The sequence below is a fragment of the Candidatus Poriferisocius sp. genome (assembly GCF_965202595.1).
GTDB lineage: Bacteria > Actinomycetota > Acidimicrobiia > Acidimicrobiales > Bin134 > Poriferisocius.
In genome coordinates, this window is record NZ_OZ241836.1 from 2,810,787 (window position 1) to 2,827,291 (window position 16,505).

17 protein-coding genes are annotated in these 16,505 nt (G+C 56.8%); 12 read left to right on the plus strand and 5 right to left on the minus strand.

The features are described 5' to 3' along the window. Window positions 1-80: 80 nt before the first annotated feature. The 5 genes from ACOGXC_RS12655 to ACOGXC_RS12675 all read right to left on the minus strand — a co-directional run bounded on the left by ACOGXC_RS12655 (window position 81) and on the right by ACOGXC_RS12675 (window position 6,383). Window positions 81-1,835 (minus strand): flavin-containing monooxygenase, encoded by a 1,755-nt coding sequence (locus ACOGXC_RS12655; RefSeq protein ID WP_419918532.1) that lies wholly within the window; start codon window positions 1,833-1,835, stop codon window positions 81-83. A gap of 69 nt (window positions 1,836-1,904) precedes the next feature. After that, window positions 1,905-3,062: a cytochrome P450 gene (locus ACOGXC_RS12660; protein WP_419918533.1), complete on the minus strand. Its 1,158-nt coding sequence runs from the start codon at window positions 3,060-3,062 to the stop codon at window positions 1,905-1,907. 117 nt (window positions 3,063-3,179) lie between these two features. Next, window positions 3,180-4,247 (minus strand): extracellular solute-binding protein, encoded by a 1,068-nt coding sequence (locus ACOGXC_RS12665; protein ID WP_419918534.1) that lies wholly within the window; start codon window positions 4,245-4,247, stop codon window positions 3,180-3,182. 110 nt (window positions 4,248-4,357) lie between these two features. Then, a complete protein-coding gene (locus tag ACOGXC_RS12670) occupies window positions 4,358-5,578 on the minus strand; it encodes a cytochrome P450 (protein WP_419918535.1) in 1,221 nt (406 codons plus the stop codon). 10 nt (window positions 5,579-5,588) lie between these two features. Continuing rightward, window positions 5,589-6,383 carry a class I SAM-dependent methyltransferase gene (locus tag ACOGXC_RS12675; protein WP_419918536.1) on the minus strand — a complete coding sequence of 265 codons (795 nt, stop codon included), beginning with the start codon at window positions 6,381-6,383 and terminating at the stop codon, window positions 5,589-5,591. 48 nt (window positions 6,384-6,431) lie between these two features. Between ACOGXC_RS12675 and ACOGXC_RS12680 the strand changes: the two genes are divergently transcribed. The 12 genes from ACOGXC_RS12680 to ACOGXC_RS12735 all read left to right on the plus strand — a co-directional run bounded on the left by ACOGXC_RS12680 (window position 6,432) and on the right by ACOGXC_RS12735 (window position 16,491). Next, window positions 6,432-7,670, plus strand: a complete 1,239-nt coding sequence (locus ACOGXC_RS12680; protein ID WP_419918537.1) for an acyl-CoA dehydrogenase family protein — start codon at window positions 6,432-6,434, stop codon at window positions 7,668-7,670. A gap of 130 nt (window positions 7,671-7,800) precedes the next feature. Next, entirely contained in the window at window positions 7,801-8,400 is a 600-nt protein-coding gene (locus ACOGXC_RS12685) for a sigma-70 family RNA polymerase sigma factor (RefSeq protein ID WP_419918538.1), read from the plus strand. Window positions 8,401-8,438: 38 nt separating this feature from the next. Then, a complete protein-coding gene (locus ACOGXC_RS12690) occupies window positions 8,439-8,702 on the plus strand; it encodes a hypothetical protein (RefSeq protein WP_419918539.1) in 264 nt (87 codons plus the stop codon). 216 nt (window positions 8,703-8,918) lie between these two features. Next, complete coding sequence (locus ACOGXC_RS12695; RefSeq protein WP_419918540.1) at window positions 8,919-9,149, plus strand: hypothetical protein; 231 nt, start codon at window positions 8,919-8,921, stop codon at window positions 9,147-9,149. Window positions 9,150-9,155: 6 nt separating this feature from the next. After that, window positions 9,156-10,238 carry a zinc-dependent metalloprotease gene (locus tag ACOGXC_RS12700; RefSeq protein WP_419918541.1) on the plus strand — a complete coding sequence of 361 codons (1,083 nt, stop codon included), beginning with the start codon at window positions 9,156-9,158 and terminating at the stop codon, window positions 10,236-10,238. A 215-nt stretch (window positions 10,239-10,453) separates the two neighbouring features. After that, complete coding sequence (gene tilS / locus ACOGXC_RS12705) at window positions 10,454-11,314, plus strand: tRNA lysidine(34) synthetase TilS (RefSeq protein WP_419918542.1); 861 nt, start codon at window positions 10,454-10,456, stop codon at window positions 11,312-11,314. After that, entirely contained in the window at window positions 11,311-11,892 is a 582-nt protein-coding gene (gene hpt / locus ACOGXC_RS12710) for a hypoxanthine phosphoribosyltransferase (RefSeq protein ID WP_419918543.1), read from the plus strand. Before tilS ends, hpt begins: the two co-directional genes overlap by 4 nt. A 143-nt stretch (window positions 11,893-12,035) precedes the next feature. Beyond that, window positions 12,036-12,692 carry an SAF domain-containing protein gene (locus ACOGXC_RS12715; protein WP_419918544.1) on the plus strand — a complete coding sequence of 219 codons (657 nt, stop codon included), beginning with the start codon at window positions 12,036-12,038 and terminating at the stop codon, window positions 12,690-12,692. Then, the gene (locus ACOGXC_RS12720; RefSeq protein ID WP_419918545.1) at window positions 12,689-13,435 is read left to right on the plus strand and encodes a hypothetical protein; all 747 of its coding nucleotides are present in this window, start codon (window positions 12,689-12,691) and stop codon (window positions 13,433-13,435) included. Before ACOGXC_RS12715 ends, ACOGXC_RS12720 begins: the two co-directional genes overlap by 4 nt. A 43-nt stretch (window positions 13,436-13,478) precedes the next feature. Continuing rightward, on the plus strand, window positions 13,479-14,729 hold the full coding sequence (locus ACOGXC_RS12725; RefSeq protein ID WP_419918546.1) for a CpaF family protein: 1,251 nt from the start codon (window positions 13,479-13,481) through the stop codon (window positions 14,727-14,729). Beyond that, window positions 14,729-15,616 (plus strand): type II secretion system F family protein, encoded by an 888-nt coding sequence (locus ACOGXC_RS12730; RefSeq protein ID WP_419918547.1) that lies wholly within the window; start codon window positions 14,729-14,731, stop codon window positions 15,614-15,616. The genes ACOGXC_RS12725 and ACOGXC_RS12730 overlap by 1 nt, the downstream gene beginning before the upstream one ends. After that, a complete protein-coding gene (locus tag ACOGXC_RS12735) occupies window positions 15,613-16,491 on the plus strand; it encodes a hypothetical protein (RefSeq protein WP_419918548.1) in 879 nt (292 codons plus the stop codon). Before ACOGXC_RS12730 ends, ACOGXC_RS12735 begins: the two co-directional genes overlap by 4 nt. The last annotated feature ends 14 nt before the right edge of the window (window positions 16,492-16,505 follow it).

Here is a 16,505-nt window from a genome sequence, read left to right on the forward strand (position 1 = left end):
CATATATCGCTCTCACCCGTGGGACAACGAAGACAGATATATCGCTCTCACCCGTGGGACAACGAAAACAGACGATGGCCCTACCGGGCAAGGTTGAAGCCCTCGTATTTGGCCGCGGCCACTTGTTCACACTTCTCGGCATAAGCGGGGAACCCGGGGAGAGGCATGAAAACCCTGGTCTTTCCGGGAATGTTGGCTCCCAGGTACCAGGAGTTGCAGGTGGGATACAACGTGTGGCCGGCCACGAGGTTGACGTGTTCCACCCAGCCATCGGTGGCCTCCTCAGTGGCTTCTATGAACCGGTATCCGCCACCTCTCAGATAGTCGATGCAGTTGCCGATCCAGTCCACGTGCTGCTCGATGCACACAATCATGTTGGCCAGCACCGACGGGCTGCCCGGTCCGGTGATGGTGAACATGTTGGGAAAACCCGGCACTGACAATCCCAAGTAGGTGCGAGGCCCGCCATACCACTGCTCAGCCAGGGAAAGACCGCCCCGACCCCGGATATCCATGCGGAGCAACGAGCCGGTCATGGCGTCATAGCCGGTGGCGAACACGATCACGTCCAGGTCGTGATGGATACCGTCAGCGGTTCGCAGGCCATCGGTCGTAATCTCAAGAATGGGGCTCTCGTTTATGTCCACCAGGGTTACGTTGTCGCGGTTGTAGGTCTCGAAGTAACCGGTGTCGAGCACCAACCGCTTGCAACCGACATGGGTGGTGGGGATGAGCCGCTCGGCCACCTCGGGATCATTAACGGTCTCCCGAATCTTGTCCTTGATGAAATCGGCGGCGATGTTGTTGGCCTCAGGAGTGCGGGCAATATCGCTATAGGCACCGAGAAAAGCGAAACCCCCGATCTCCCAGCGGGACTCGAACTCCCTGGTGGCCTCCTCGAGGTCAACCTCAAGAACCGAGCCCTCGTTCCAATCGAAGCGAGCACCTAGCGCACCGTACTGAGCCCGGTTCTGCTCTCGCAATCTGCGATAGTCGGCCTTGACCTCGGCCTGCTCCCGGGGATCCAGAGGATGGTTGCGAGCCGGAACGGCGTACTGCGGGGTGCGTTGGAACACGATGAGATGATCTGCGGCCTCGGCAATGACAGGGATGGCCTGGATACCCGAGGAGCCGGTTCCGATCACCCCAACCCGCCGGCCGGAGAAATCGATGCCCTCCTTGGGATAGCGGCCGGTGTGGTGCAGTTCCCCCTCGAACGTATCGATGCCATCGATGTCAGGAACGTTGGATGACGAAAGACAACCCACCGCAGTGATGAGATACTCGGCCGTTACCAAATCGGCATCGGTACCCGTCAACACCAACTCTTGGTTTTTGAGCTGGTTGTACTCAGCGGTCACCAAATCGGCATCGGTACCGACTTCTCCGGCCAGCGGATCGGTGCCCACCGGGGCGTGGTTGTGATCGATGTGATCAACCGAGACGGAACTGCTCACTCGCCATCGGCCGGTGCCCTCCTCGAAGACCGCCTCGGTGACCTTGGTATTGAACTGGATGTCCCGATAAAGGTCGTATCGCTCGGCCACATGCTGGGCATAGAGGAGGATCTCGGGCTGGGCCGGATAGCGCTCGGTCCACTCCCACTCCTGCTCGAGTTCGGGATCGAAGCTGTAGCAGTACTCCAAGCTTTCCACGTCGCAGCGGGCACCGGGGTAGCGGTTCCAGTACCAGGTGCCCCCAACATCGTCACCGGTCTCGTACACCCGAGCGGTCAGGCCGAGCTGGCGGAGCTTGTGGAGCATGTAGAGGCCGGCGAATCCGGCCCCTATGACCACGGCATCGAAATGGGGGAGATGTCGGCCGTTGGTGCTCATGGTGAATGGGGGAGATGTCGGCCGTTGGTGCTCATGGTGATTACAACCGTGACAGAGCAGGAGCCCGGGTTAAGCCGCGGGACGGAGCTTGTAGCGCACCGGCAGATGTTTGGCCCCGACAATCAGGTTGGACACGGTGCGAACAACCGGTCCCGCAGCCTCGATCTCGATCACCCGCTCGGCGAGCTGCTGAATCAGTGCCTGGGTGCTGGCTCGGGCCAGATGGGCTCCCAAACAATAATGCTCAGCCCAGCCGAAGCCCAGATGGCGATTGGGATGGCGCCCAATGTCGAAGTCATGGGGATTGTCAAACACGGTCTCGTCACGGTTGCCCGAGGCGTAGAGCAGCATCAGGAAATCCCCTTCCTTGACCGGTTGGCCGGCCACGGCGGCATCAGCCATCACAGTACGCTTCATATAGTTGACCGGGGTGGCCCATCGAACCACTTCCTCGACCGCGTCCTTGGCCAGATCGGGGTGTTCCCGCAGCCTCTGAAGCTGATCGGGATAGGCCAGAAATGCTTCCAACGCACCCGACAGGGCGTTACGGGTGGTGTCATGCCCGGCCACGAACACTATGAGGTAATAACCAAAGGTCTCGATCTCCCCCAAAGGCTCACCGGTGGGGAGGTGGGCATGAGCCAGCATGGAAGCCAGATCCTGGGTGGGATTGGCTCGGCGATCCTTGATGATGCGGTCGAACATGGCGTAGAACTCCATGCCCACCTCCTGGCTGGCCTCGTAGCGGCTCCCGGCCTTGCGCCGGTAGTCGGGGTCGTCGCCGGCCAGAAGTTGCTGGGTCAATACCAGCAGGCGTTCCTCATCATCACGGTCGATACCCAAGATGGTGGCCAGTACCCGCAGCGGGTGCCGCTGGGCGATGAGATCCACAAAGTCGCACTCTCCCTCATCACCCAGGCTGTCGAGCAGAGCCTTGGCGCTGTCGTGGACGATCTGGTCGAGCCGGCTGATACCCCGAGGGGTGAAGAAGCCGCTGGCAATCTTGCGGTAGAGCCTGTGATCGGGCGGATCCATGCTGATGATTGTCCGCATGTCGCCGATGACGCTCCGCCCGTTCTGCTGATCGGCAACCTGTTCGTCACTGAGCACCACAATCCCATCGGCCTCGTTGCTGAACAGCTCCGGCTGGGTGGAAACCTCAATGATGTCGGCATGGCGGGTAATGGCCCAGAAATTCTGAAAACCCTCGGATTCACACCAATGCACGGGAGAGTTCTGGCGGAGCCAACTCAATGACTCATGAGGTTGACCGTTTGCGCCGTAGCGCTCCGGGGATATCAGGTCAAGTGAGTCAATGTCCACGAGGAAACGTTAGTGGACCCCCTACTGATTGGCTATCCCGCTTCGTTGAATAATGTCCTCACTGCCCTCGAAGCCACCACCGAGCGCGTCGAAATCAACCGACCCGACGGACAGGGCGGACAGGGGAGGAAGTACCGGATTGGGCTCCACCGCATCGGCCAGGGGGTACTCGTAAGTGTTGTTGGTGAAGTAGCGCTGCACCGAGGGTGAGAGCAAGTAAGCGATGAGGTTCTGGGCCGCCTGGGGATCGTCGGCACCCGCAGTCATGGCGGCGGCGGTGATGATCAGGAGCGAACCGATGTCGTCGCCGGCCAGACCGTGGTTGGCCGCCCGATGGTCCTGCCCACCGGTCGCCGCCAATTGGTGGTTGTAGTAGTGGTTCACCAGACCCACATCGATCTCACCCCGGGAGACGGCTTCCACAATGGCGCGATTATTGGGGTAATAGCGGGCCTGGTTGGCCACCATGTCATCCAACCACCGGGTGGCGGCATCGTCGCCGTACTGGTCCCGGAACACGGTGAACCAGTCGAGGAACGATCCGTTGGTGGCCGGAATGGCTACCCGGCCCCTCCACTCGGGTTCGGTCAGATCGAACACCGAGTCGGGCAATTCGGCCGGCGACACCCTGTCGATGTTGTGGACCAGCACCCGCTTGCGACCGGAGAACCCGATCCAAGTGCCGCCGGCACCTCGATGCTGATCAGCCACCAACTCGAGCACATCGGAGTTGAGCGGAGCAAGAAGGTTCTTGGCCTCCAGGAACCCCACCGGACCGGGTGATCGGGAGATGAAAACATCGGCCTCGGTGCGATCACCCTCGGTGTCCAGCAGGAGGGCCATATCGGTCGAGGAACCCCACCGGGACCGGATCGAGATCCCGGTCTTGCAGGTGAATGCCTTCAGAACCGGGTCAATCAGGTTCTCGCTGCGACCGGAGTAGACCGTGATCGAGGAACCGTTGCCGTCGACGCATGGGCCATCATGGATGGTGCTCGCAACCCCATCCAACCGGGTGCCACCGGCATCGCCACCGCAAGCGGCGACAACCAGGGTCAAAACCACAAGAACCGCAATTCGCCGAACCATTGAAGTCATCTTCTTGCCCATGACCGCAGAACCCTAAGGTAACCCACCCTAAGTTGTCAAGTACACCTAACAAATATGGCCCGAGGGTCGGGTTTCCCCCGGTAAACCCCTCAGGCAGCGGGCTTGACCGCTCTCCAGCGCAGAGGGAGTTCGGCGTAACCATCGATGAGATTGGAGTGCAACCTGGGCAAGGAATCGGGATCGTCCACATCCAGCTCCAATCCATCAAAACGATCGACGATGGCCTCGAACATGATTCTGGACTCCAGGCGGGCCAACGATGCCCCCAAGCAGAAGTGGGGCCCACCGGCACCGAAGGACACGTGCTGGCTGGCATCCCGGGTGATGTCCAGGGTATTCGGGTTGTCGAACACCCTTTCGTCCCGATTGGCCGACACGTACCACAGAACAACCGGGTCGCCCGCTTTGATCTCCTGATCCCCCACCACGGTGTCGTAGCGGGGGCGGCGCACGAACTGCATCACCGGCGTGGTGTAGCGCAGCAGCTCTTCTATGGCGTTGGGGATGAGCGACGGATCGTCCCGCAACATCTGCATCTGTTCGGGGTGACGGATCAATTCGAGGGTGCCGGTGGTTATCAGGTTGCGGGTGGTTTCGGAGCCGGCGTTCTGGAGAAGCATGAAGAACACATCGATCTGGAGCTGGTTCAGCGATTCCCCGTCGACCTCGGCCTCCATGAGCACGCTGATGAGGTCATCGTGAGGCTCGTTCTTGCGGATCTCGCACATTCGATCGGCGTAGGCAAACATGTCCACGCTGGCCTGGTGCCGCTCCTCGGGGCTGAATCGCTCATCGAAACCGAAGGTAACCTCGGTCCAATGGAAGATCTGGTGGCGATCCTCCTCGGGTACCCCCACCAGATCGGCAATTACCTGAAGCGGTAGCTCCACTGCAATGTCACCCACCATCTCGCAGCCACGCCGGTTTGACACCTGATCCACTAGACGATCAACCGTGGCTTGAATCCTGCCTTCCAGATCGCGTACCCGACGAGGGGTGAACCCTCGGTTGATGAGCTTGCGCATCTTGGTGTGATCAGGTGGATCCAGGCTTATGAGCATTCCCGATGTGGCCTCGTCATAAGTGGACGGTGGCTGATCCTCCAGCAGGAAGGGGTTGGGCTGACTACTGAAGCACTCGGAGTCTCGCGACACCCGTTGCACATCAACATGACGGGTAACGCTCCAGAAACCTCCCCATCTGGGATGTTCTTGCCAGACCACCGGCTTGCTGTCCCGAAGGTAGCGGAAGTACTCGTAGGGCACTCCCCGGTCGTAGGTGGCAGCACTCCACAAATTCAATGGTTCCATCTATCTCTCCTTAAATATGGGGGTCCGGAGGTTTTCGGCCGAACACGGCAATCGAGACCGTGCTCATCATGACAAATCCGGGCATACGAACCTGAGCCAGAGCCTTCTCGCCGTCCTCAGCGGTAACCAACCCGGCATCCACAAGCCGGGGTATGGCCCTGTCCAGAGCCAGGAACCACCACTCCCCGCCGGGTTCGCCGGGACGCATGGCCCACACATCGCCGATGATGTCGATATCGGTGGCACCGAGATCACGAAATCGGCCGGGCAGGCGCATCCCGTAGTCGGGGTCTCGCCACTCGTTGAGGGTACCCGAGGACACATAGCGGTGGACGGTGGCATAGGGCTCGGGCAGGGCCTGCTCGCCGAAAGCCATGAAGTTGCCGTCCTCCACCACCAGCCAACCGCCGGGAACCAGCGCAGCCCACAGGGTTTCCATCACCCGGTCGCGCTCGGGCAGGTGCTGGAGCACAGCCCGAGCGTGAACAAGGTCGAAAGCTCCCGTGGGTACGGGATCGTGAACCACATTGTGCTGCTCCACCACCACGTTGGGAAGAACCTCCCGGTGGAACCGGAGATCGGTGTCGGTGGACCACACCGTGCCACCAGGTCCGACTCGCCGGCCCAGCCAGGCCGACAGCGACCCCGAACCCGCACCCAGTTCCCAGCACCGCCAACCCGGGCTCAATCCGGTGCTATCCAGAATGCGACGAGAACGGGAATCCCGAGCCTCGGCCAGCAGTGCCAGCCTGCGGCGCTCAATCTCCACCTCACCCTCTCTGACCCCGTATCCGTCGTCGGCCATTCAACTCCTCCCGCCGAAAAACCTCGAGCCCTACCGTATCGTTGTCCCATGGAAAAACGGACCAAACACCCTCAAGACACCACAGAACAAGCTGCCTTCCGAGCCGAGGCGCGGGCTTGGCTGACCGCTCGCGCCCCGCTGTGGGGTGATGGTGATGGCTGGTCCACCCGGACCACCCATTTTGACGTTGCCGCCGAGAAGGCCTACATGGATCGATGCCGGCAGTGGCAGCGGGAACTGTACGAAGGAGGTTGGGCCGCCATCGACTGGCCCATCGACCATGGGGGTCGGGGGGGTGAACGGTGGCAGCAACAGATCTTCCAGCAGGAGGTCGCCCGGTTCGATGTCACCAGCGGTTTCCTGGCCGCAGGCATCGCCCTGGCCGGCCCGGCCATCGGCCACTTCGGGACCGAGGAGCAAAAGGTCCGGCACCTCGGGCCAATGTTGCGGGGCGATATGGTGTGGTGCCAACTGTTCAGCGAACCCGGTGCCGGGTCGGACCTGGCCAACTTGTCCACCAGGGCCGAACCGGACGGCGACGAGTTCGTGGTGAACGGGCAGAAGGTATGGAACTCCTCGGCCCACCTGTCGGATTGGGGAATCCTGCTGGCCCGCACCAACCCCGATGCCCCCAAACACAAAGGCATAACCTTCTTTCTGCTGGACATGACCACTCCCGGCGTAGAGCCCCGACCAATCCGAACGATCAATGGATCAGCCCACTTCAACGAGGTGTTCCTGAACGAGGTTCGGATTCCAACCGAGAACGTGGTCGGCGAGGTGAACGGGGGATGGTCGGTTGCCCGGCTGGTGCTGGCCAACGAGTCCACCATGATCGGCGGGGGTCTGGGTCGGGCCGACAGCACAGCCAACTTGATCGAGCTAGCTCGAAGATGGGGGAAAATCCGGGAGCCAATGGTGCGTCAGGAACTAGCCCGGGCGTACACCAGGGAGAAGCTGCTGGATGTGATGGGACGCAGGTTGCAGGAAAGCCTCCGCCGGGGGCGCCAACCCGACCTGGACGGCTCTGTGCTCAAGGTGTACTGGTCGGAGAGCCGTCGAGATCGTGGCAATCTGGGAGTTGGGATGCTGGGCGGCTTCGGGGTGGCCGGGGACCACGAAGACACCAAAGTTTGGGGCAACGAAGCCCTGAACCGGTTCTGGGGCTCCATCGGAGGGGGCACCGACGAGGTGCATCGCAACAATATGGCCGAAAGAGTGCTCGACCTGCCCCCCGAACCCCGGGTGGACAAACACGTTCCGTGGAAGGAGCAAGTGGGGGGCTAGGGACAGAAAGCAGACCCAGGATGCGACCACCGAGAAAGACCGCCAGCGGTAGACTCACTCCGACATGGCCGACCAAGACCTACTAATTGTGGACGAGGACCAACAACCCCAGCGGTAGACTCACTCCGACATGGCCGACCAAGCTACTTTCACCGACCAGGCCATGGAGTACATGGATCAGCTCTACTCGGCGGCCCGGCGGATGACCCGTAACAAAGCCGATGCCGAGGATCTGGTGCAGGAGACCTACCTGCGGGCCTACCGGGGATTCGGTGGCTTCGATCAGGGCACCAACCTGCGGGCCTGGCTGTTCCGCATCCTCACCAACGCATTCATCAACTCCTACCGGAGCAAGCAACGCAAGCCGAGGTCGGTGGACCTGGCCGGGGTGGAGGATCTCTACCTGCACCAGCGACTGGGGGGCGACACCCGAGCGGCATTGGGGGCCAGCGCGGAGGATGTACTGATGGAACGGATCACCGAATCGGAGATTGTGGATGCCCTGGAGTCGTTGCCCGAGGAATACCGGATCGCCGTATTGCTGGCCGACGTGGAAGGTTTTGCCTACAAGGAGATAGCCGAGATTCTGGACATTCCCATCGGAACGGTAATGAGCAGGCTCCACCGGGGAAGAAAAACGCTACAGAAGCGGTTGTTGGAGTTCGGGCGGGCTCGGGGTTGGGTGAACAAGTCCGAGCTTGATAGGACACCGGCTCCGGCCGGTGCCTGAATCTTGGAGGCATGACAATGACCAGGAATCAGCACTGTATGGGGGTTCCCAACCATTGCGATTATTTCCGTGAACTCGTCACCCGAGCACTGAACGGCCGACCCGATCTGGATCGCATCGGCCAAGCGCGAACCGAACTGGCCGGCTGCTCCTCCTGCCTACAGATTCTGGATACCGAGATTCGTTTCAAGATGACCATAAGCCAGGTCTGCCGGGAGCCAGCTCCTGCTTCCTTGCAAATCCGCATCGCCGAGAGCCTCCGACGCGTCGTGCTCGATGACTTGGAGATCCAGGACTTCTGACCAACCAAATGACCCACACATCCAGGACTTGCGACCAACCAAATGACCCACACATCCAGAACTTGCGACCAACCAACTCAGGCGGTCCCGAGTGTTCGATCACCCCTCCAGCCGGAGGCCGGCACTGCTGGCCAAGGCCCGGGATTTCCGCTCTCACCGAATTCTGGTCGGGGTCCGGCGTGGAGTCGCCGTCAGCAAGTGGCCTAGGGTAGGGGCATGGATGTGATGGCCGCAGTGGTGTGGCATTGGTGGATTGCCCTGCTGTTGGTGCTGGGGACGGTTCCCTTGGTTATAGCCACCATTGTCGGCTACGTCACCAAGGTGATCGGGCCCCGCTACGGGCCTCGACAACCGCGGAACGACAACGCGGGCAGCAACAGTGAGAACAACCACACCGAACAGCACGGCGATCTCGGGGCTGTCACCGATGCCGTCGAGCAGAGGTAACGCCCGGTGGTAACACCGGTCGAACCGGTCGATTGGAAGCTGGCTGAGAGGGTTGCCAAACGGGTCGGTGGGCACGAGCCGTTCCTCGACTCCTACCACTACCGCAACCTCGCCCCCGAACTCACCGATCTAACCGCTGAGGCCGAGGGTTTGGTGGCCGCCGAGACCGGAATACGATCGATGTCGGGTGCCGGTAGGGCTCGGGTAACCACCCGAGCCGGATGGGTGGAGGTAAACGTGGCATCCTTCCAGCGGTTGCTGCGACCGATCACTCACAAGATGGCCGAGCGAGTGTCGCACTCGTGGTTCACCCCGGTGGCCCGGGGGGTGAGCGGGACCGAGTTGGGAGCGGTGCTGGGCTGGATGTCCACCCGGGTGCTGGGCCAGTACGACTTGCTCATAACCGAGGACGACCGCCCCGAGGATCAGGACATCTTGTACTACGTGGGCCCCAACGTGATGGCCCTGGAGCACAAGTATGGCTTCGATCCCCACCAATTCAGGCTATGGCTGGCTCTGCACGAGACCACCCACCGGGCTCAGTTCACCGGAATCGAATGGCTACGACCCCACTTTCTCAGCCTGGTGGAAGAGGCCCTGGACGCGGCCGAACCCGACCTTGAGCATTTCAGGACCGTGGCCAGGCAAGTGATCCAAGCCCGTCGAAAAGGCGAGGATCCCCTGGCCGACGGAGGCCTTCCCGCCCTGCTGGCCACCCCCGAACAGAAGGCAGTTCTGGACCGGATCGGCGGTATGATGAGCCTTCTGGAGGGTCACGGCGACATCACCATGGACCGGGCTGGGGCCGCTCGCATCCCCGATGCCCGGCGGTTCGCCCGAGTGCTCCGCCACCGCCGTAATTCGGCCACGGGGCTGGCTAAGCTGGTGCAACGCATCATCGGCATCGAAGCCAAGTTGAATCAGTACGCCGCCGGGGAGGCATTCATAGAGACGGTGGAGGTCCATGCCGGCCCCGATTTCTTGAACCGGGTGTGGGAATCGGCTGATCGGCTACCCACCATGACCGAGATTCGCAGTCCCCAAAAATGGATCGACCGGATAAGCAGCATTCCCACCCCCGCCGCCTGAAAGCCAGCGCCGAGCCACCGGCGAGGTCTGCTATACACCGGAACCCGACCGAATAGGCAAGGCCTGTGATACACCGGAACCCGACCGAATAGGCAAGGCCTGTGATACACCGGAACCCGACCGAATAGGCAAGGCCTGTGATACACCGGAACCCGACCGAATAGGCAAGGCCTGTGATACACCGGAACCCGACCGAATAGGCAAGGTCAATTCCTGTGATCCCCGAGTTGTTGGGCCGTTGCACCTTTCCCCCCGCCGGCACCCTGGTGGATTGTGCAGTGTCGGGCGGACCGGACTCTCTGACTCTTCTGGTACTGTCCCGCGAGGCCGGGTGCCGGGTTACCGCCTGGCATGTTGACCATGGGATACGTCCGGATTCGGCTGCCGAGGCCGAGGTGGTGGCCTCCACAGCTAAACGCTGGGGCGCGGCGTTCGAGACCCGTACCGCCAACTGCAAGCCCGGACCCAATCTGGAGGCCCGGGCCCGAATGACCCGCTACGGAGTGTTGCCCGAGGGCGTACTCACCGGGCACACCGCCGACGACCAGGCCGAAACGGTACTGTTGAACCTGATGCGGGGAGCAGGGCCGGCCGGGCTGGCCGGTATCGATCCCACCCGGCGCCCGCTGCTGGCTATCCGCCGGCACGAGACTCGGGCCCTGTGCGATTCCCTAGGGCTGGAAGCAGTCCAGGATCCGTCCAACCTCGACCCCACTCATAGCCGCAACCGCATCCGTCACGAACTGCTACCCCTCCTGTGCGACATCGCCAAGCGGGACGTGGTACCGATCATCGCCCGCAGCGCCGGGCTGATGGGGAACCTCCGGGACTTGCTCGACCAATTGGCCACAACCATTGACCCCACCGATGCTCGCGCCGTAGCCGAAGCTCCCGAAACCCTGGCCCAGGTGGCTCTACGGCGGTGGATCCAAAGTGAGACCGGCAGCCGGTACCCACCCGATGCCGCCACCATTGATCGAGTATTGGCAGTAGCTCGGAACCAGTCCCGGTCAACGGATGTGGGTGGCGGCTGGAGGATCTCCCGATCCGCCCAACGGCTCGGCCTGAGTAGATGAGCACCACTAGGTTGACCGCTGTGTCCCCAGAAGAACCGAACAGCAATGGCGATCCCGGGCCGATTCTGATCTCCGATGACAAGCTGAGGGACCGTATAAACCATTTGGGGGACCGCATCACCGCCGACTACCAGGGTCGGGCCCCATTGCTGGTGGGGGTATTGAAGGGTGCTTTCATGTTCATGGCCGATCTGGCCCGGGCCATCGACCTGCCGGTCGAGTTCGACTTCATGGCGGTGTCGTCCTACGGCAGCTCCACCCGTACCAGCGGTGTGGTGAGAATCGTCAAGGATCTCGACTTGGACCTGGGCGGCCGGGATGTACTGCTGGTGGAGGACATCATCGACAGCGGGCTGACCCTTAACTACCTCCGCAAGAACCTCCAGGCCCGCAACCCGGCCAGCCTCGAGGTGTGCGCCCTCCTGGTGCGCAAGGGCCGCCAGCATGAGGATCTCGGCCTGCGCTACGTGGGTTTCGACATTCCCCCCGATTTCGTTGTTGGCTACGGCCTGGATGTGGGTGAGCGCTACCGCCAGCTCCCCCACATCTACCAGTACCAGCCCAACCGTGAACATTAAAAATATTTGAAATACCCCTTGCTTCACACATATTAGATGTGACAGACTGAAAACCTCGAAGCCATCTCACGGCTTCCTCCCCGACCTTCCGGTAACAAACCATGCGAGTGGCAAGCGAGGATCGTCGGCACCAGCTCCCCTGGGTGGTTCTCGGGCTGACCGTAACTCTCACAGCGGCGATCATCTTCGCCCTCTGGGCCTCTTCACTGAGCAAGCGCACCGCTGTGGCCGTGGCCGGTCGAGACATCCCCACCGGCACAACGATTGAAATCGACGACCTGAGAGCGGTCGAAGTCGCCGGTGGCCAGGGAGCAAGATTCGTACCGATGTCGGACTTGAAGTCCGTGGTGGGCTACACCGTCCAGGCCACCATTCCAAAAGGGGCGATCCTTCACCCCGGGCTGCTATCGACAAGATCCCCGATCGAACCAGATATGGCCATTGTTGGTGTCGTTCTCCAACCGGGTGAATACCCGATTGCCCACCTCAGCCCCGGTCAACCTGTGGGAGTAATCTTTACCCGCGAGAGCCCTGAACCCGACATTACTGGTGAGAGCCATCGAGGCACTCCTTCCACTATCACCCGTAGTACAAGGGCCACAGTGGCTGAAGTCAACGAAATGCTGGAATCAGGCCGAAAAATACTATTTCTATCTTTGTTGGTCTCCGCGGTCGATGCTGAGTCCATAGGAAAAGCTGCCTCAGCCAAGGAACTACGATTAATCCTGTTACCTGAGGAACACCAATCACCAGGTAATGAACCCAATCAGCAGCCAACGATGATCAAAGCAGTTCAATGAGCATCATCGCGGTGGGCAGCGCAAAGGCTAGCCCGGGTGTTACCAGTTTGTCGGTTGGCCTTGGTTTCTTATGGGAATCAACCACAGGTCGGCAGGCAGTGTTGATCGAAGCAGATAGTGATGGTGGGGTTTTGGCAGCCCGTTTCGGGTTGAGTCTTGCCCCATCTTTGGTGGAGTTCTCAGGCGCAATCCGTCATGAAGTAACAATCGATCGACTACAAAGAAACAGTCAACTACTGGCCGGTCAACTACCTGCCCTGGTAGCTCCTGGATGTGGAGAAACTACCTCTCTAGTACTCGGATCGATAAGCAAGCAACTGGTGGACGGCCTCGACCACCTAAAAGAAATTGATCTTGTGATTGACATCGGGCGAGTACGACCTTACTCCCCGACTACCGACTTGGTTAGGCGCTGCGATTTGGTGATACTCGTTGTCCGACCTCATTTTGACCAACTTGTGCCTCTTGTCCACCAGGCAAGAAGGATGATCGCCCAAAACATTCCAACAGCACTGGTTTGTGTGGGGGATCGACCATACCCTCCAACAGAGATGGCCAAAGCAGCCCAAGTGGATCTCCTAGGTGTCATGGCCTATGAACCCAGAGTGGTCCAAGTATTAAGCGGTGGGTTTCCCAGCAATCGACGCCACCGTCGACTGCTTTTGTGGCGAACTCTAAACGAACTTGTTCATCGTATTAACTACCGTTTGCAAAATTCAGTAAACACTAGAATAGCAGCTTAAACTACCAATGATAAACCAATCACTTCTAGACAGAGTCCTAACCATGGTTACTCAAAAACTTGAACAGGTTGAAACAACCCAATCGGATACTCGACTTGAACAACAAGCTCTAGCAGGACAGTTTGTCCTAGAAGCTCTCGATGTCATCGCCGCAGAAAGAGTAAAAGCGTTCTTACCTCCGATGAATCATATTGAAGAGTCCAACATAGTTGATGAAGTCTTGGCAACCTTATTTGGCCTTGGGGCAGTAGAACGATTATTGGCTGATGAATCAATTGAAAATATTAATGCAAATGGATGTGACATAGTTTGGGTTTACCATGCCAATGGAGTCAAGCGACAAGCCAAAGCTATTGCTAAGTCAGACAATGAACTAGTTGCATTGATTCGCAAAGCAGCAGCTCGATTAGGTCGCAATGAGCGTCGGTTTGATATTGCTAACCCATTTCTTGATTTGAAATTACCAGATGGGTCTCGTCTTAATACAGTTATGTCAGTATCAGAACGACCAGCCCTATCAATTCGCCGACATCGCCATGAACAAGTTACGCTACATGATCTGTGTAAATCAGGAACCTTTGACAAAGCACTCCAAAACTTTCTATGGGCTGTAGTACAAGCTCGAATGAGCATCATAATCTGCGGTGGAACCAACGCAGGAAAGACAACACTTCTACGAGCTCTTCTAAATGCCTGTCACCCTGATGAACGGTTAATTACTATAGAAGACCGATTAGAATTGAGTTTAGCTGCTGACCCTAATCGCCATCGTGATGTAATTGAACTAGAAACCCGAACAGCTAATATTGAAGGATTAGGTGAGATAACTATGCAGCAGTTGGTACGCAATGCACTAGCAATGTCACCTGACCGGTTGATCGTAGGTGAAGTACGAGGCCCAGAAGTAGTGGATATGTTAGCAGCACTATCTACTGGAAATGATGGATCCATGTGTACAATACATGCAAATTCCTCTCAAGCAGCATTTAGTAAAATTGCCACTTATGCTTTAAGATCTTCAGAGCGTATACCGGTAGAAGTCACTAATCGTATGATTGCAGAAAGCATAAATTTTGTCGTTCATCTAAGCAAGGATAGTCATGGTCATCGACAAGTAATATCAGTCAGAGAAGTCATTGGTTATTCAATGGGTGAAGTAAGCAGTACCGAAGTGTTTGGACCCAATTCATCAGACTTGAATACTCTTTTACAATCTTCCACTCGAGAACGACTAACTAGTGTTGGCTTTGAATCAACTGTCTCAGAACAAGATCCAAAGGTGTTGAATTACTAATGAATTTACTGATTGCTTCACTACTTGGAGCTTCTTTAGGAAGTGGAATATTTATCACTGCTTTGGGCTGGCGAGGGATCCAACTAGAGTTTAGCTATCCCAACTTTAATCTTTTGAATAAGCTACAAATAGATACAGCTTCACTTCTACTCTGTTCAACCTTAGCTGGTACAGGATTTTTTATTACTCTTGTACTAACTAGATGGGTAGTTGCTGGTTTAATTATAGGTATAGTAGGATTTTATTCACCAGCTATATGGGGTGCAAGAGCAAATAGACAGCAAGAAACCGAACGTATGATAGCCTTAGCTACTTGGACAGAGATGGTACGGGACACAATCAGTGCAGCACCAGGACTTATTGAAACACTAAAGGCAACTGCACTCACAGCACCATCAGCTATACGACCCCAAGTTCGACAACTAGCTGCTCGTGCTGAACGAGAATCACTTCCCCTAGCTCTCGCTAAATTTGCTGATGAGACAGATCATGCCATAGCCGACAATGTGGCAATAACTCTTGGGATAGCAGCAGGCAATCAAGGAGGGACCTTACAAGAATTATTAACCGAACTTGCAAATAATACTCGTCAAGAAGTCTCAATGCGGCTACGAATCGAAGCATCTCGAACACGCCAATTCACTTCAGCGCGTTTTATTGCTGGGGTGATAGTCATATTTTCAGTGGGTATGGTTGGCTTCAATAAATCATACTTGGCACCTTTCAATTCTATATCAGGGCAAATTGCTCTTGCTATCATTGGTGGACTATTTATAGGGTCTGGTGGTAGCTTAATAAAAATGAGTAAATTTAATACCCAGCCTCGTATTCTTAATGTTCATCAAACTTTTGTAAATTCAAAAACAACCAGTGATCTCAAACTATGACCATTGGTGTAGTACTTGGTACCATGATTGGAATTGGTTTTACTATAGCTTTTTGGGGATTATTTCCTCCTCGAGCACCATTGCAAAATAGATTAATGAAGTTAAACCAATTAACTGAAAATAAATTTCAGACAAAAACACTTCAAGATAGTGTCGGTGAAATTATGGGACAGTGCTTCAAACATTTTGGATTACATAAACACAAAATTGAGCATGACTTAAAAATTACTAATCAAAGCTTAGAGAAGTTAGCAATTGTGAAACTTGAAACATTAATTTTTGGAGCAGGTTTACCTGTACTAATATGGCTTCTTGCCTGGTTAAATCAAATTTGGATATCTCCTGTATTTGTGATGTCAATGTCAATATTAATCGGAGGATTACTTTTTTTATTACCTGACTTACTTCTCCAAAGAAAAGCCCGCAATTATCGTCAAGAATTACGTCATCAACTTAGCACTTATTTAGATTTAGTAGGTTTACATTTAGCGGGAGGATCAGGGATAGAAAAAGCATTGACTGACTCCGTAGCTTATGGCAAAGCATGGGGATTTGTGAAAATAGAACAAGCACTAAGGCAAGCACAACGAGCTAACGAACCATTATGGATTTCATTGGAAAAATTAGGTAGAGATCTTGGATCAGCAGATTTAGAGGAGTTAGGAACGTGGTTTTTACTGGCTGGAACTTCTGGGTCTCAAGTGCGATCATCTCTGCACACAAAAGCCAAAGGTTTGAGAGAGCGAGCCTTGAATGAAGCTGAAACTGAAGCACAACGAGCTACAGAACGTATGTCACTCCCTATTGTACTTTTATTCACTGCTTTTTTAGGACTGATTAGCTATCCAGCTTTTGCTGCTATTATTGGCCAATAACTTATAGGAAGTAC

Excerpts from the sequence above, each read along its gene's own strand:
- ACOGXC_RS12655 (WP_419918532.1), bottom strand. The coding sequence starts at position 1,835 with ATGAGCACCAACGGCCGACATCTCCCCCATTTCGATGCCGTGGTCATA.
- ACOGXC_RS12665 (WP_419918534.1), bottom strand. The coding sequence starts at position 4,247 with ATGGTTCGGCGAATTGCGGTTCTTGTGGTTTTGACCCTGGTTGTCGCC.
- ACOGXC_RS12670 (WP_419918535.1), bottom strand. The coding sequence starts at position 5,578 with ATGGAACCATTGAATTTGTGGAGTGCTGCCACCTACGACCGGGGAGTG.
- ACOGXC_RS12675 (WP_419918536.1), bottom strand. The coding sequence starts at position 6,383 with ATGGCCGACGACGGATACGGGGTCAGAGAGGGTGAGGTGGAGATTGAG.
- ACOGXC_RS12680 (WP_419918537.1), top strand. The coding sequence starts at position 6,432 with ATGGAAAAACGGACCAAACACCCTCAAGACACCACAGAACAAGCTGCC.
- ACOGXC_RS12685 (WP_419918538.1), top strand. The coding sequence starts at position 7,801 with ATGGCCGACCAAGCTACTTTCACCGACCAGGCCATGGAGTACATGGAT.
- ACOGXC_RS12690 (WP_419918539.1), top strand. The coding sequence starts at position 8,439 with ATGGGGGTTCCCAACCATTGCGATTATTTCCGTGAACTCGTCACCCGA.
- ACOGXC_RS12695 (WP_419918540.1), top strand. The coding sequence starts at position 8,919 with ATGGATGTGATGGCCGCAGTGGTGTGGCATTGGTGGATTGCCCTGCTG.
- hpt (WP_419918543.1), top strand. The coding sequence starts at position 11,311 with ATGAGCACCACTAGGTTGACCGCTGTGTCCCCAGAAGAACCGAACAGC.
- ACOGXC_RS12720 (WP_419918545.1), top strand. The coding sequence starts at position 12,689 with ATGAGCATCATCGCGGTGGGCAGCGCAAAGGCTAGCCCGGGTGTTACC.
- ACOGXC_RS12725 (WP_419918546.1), top strand. The coding sequence starts at position 13,479 with ATGGTTACTCAAAAACTTGAACAGGTTGAAACAACCCAATCGGATACT.
- ACOGXC_RS12730 (WP_419918547.1), top strand. The coding sequence starts at position 14,729 with ATGAATTTACTGATTGCTTCACTACTTGGAGCTTCTTTAGGAAGTGGA.
- ACOGXC_RS12735 (WP_419918548.1), top strand. The coding sequence starts at position 15,613 with ATGACCATTGGTGTAGTACTTGGTACCATGATTGGAATTGGTTTTACT.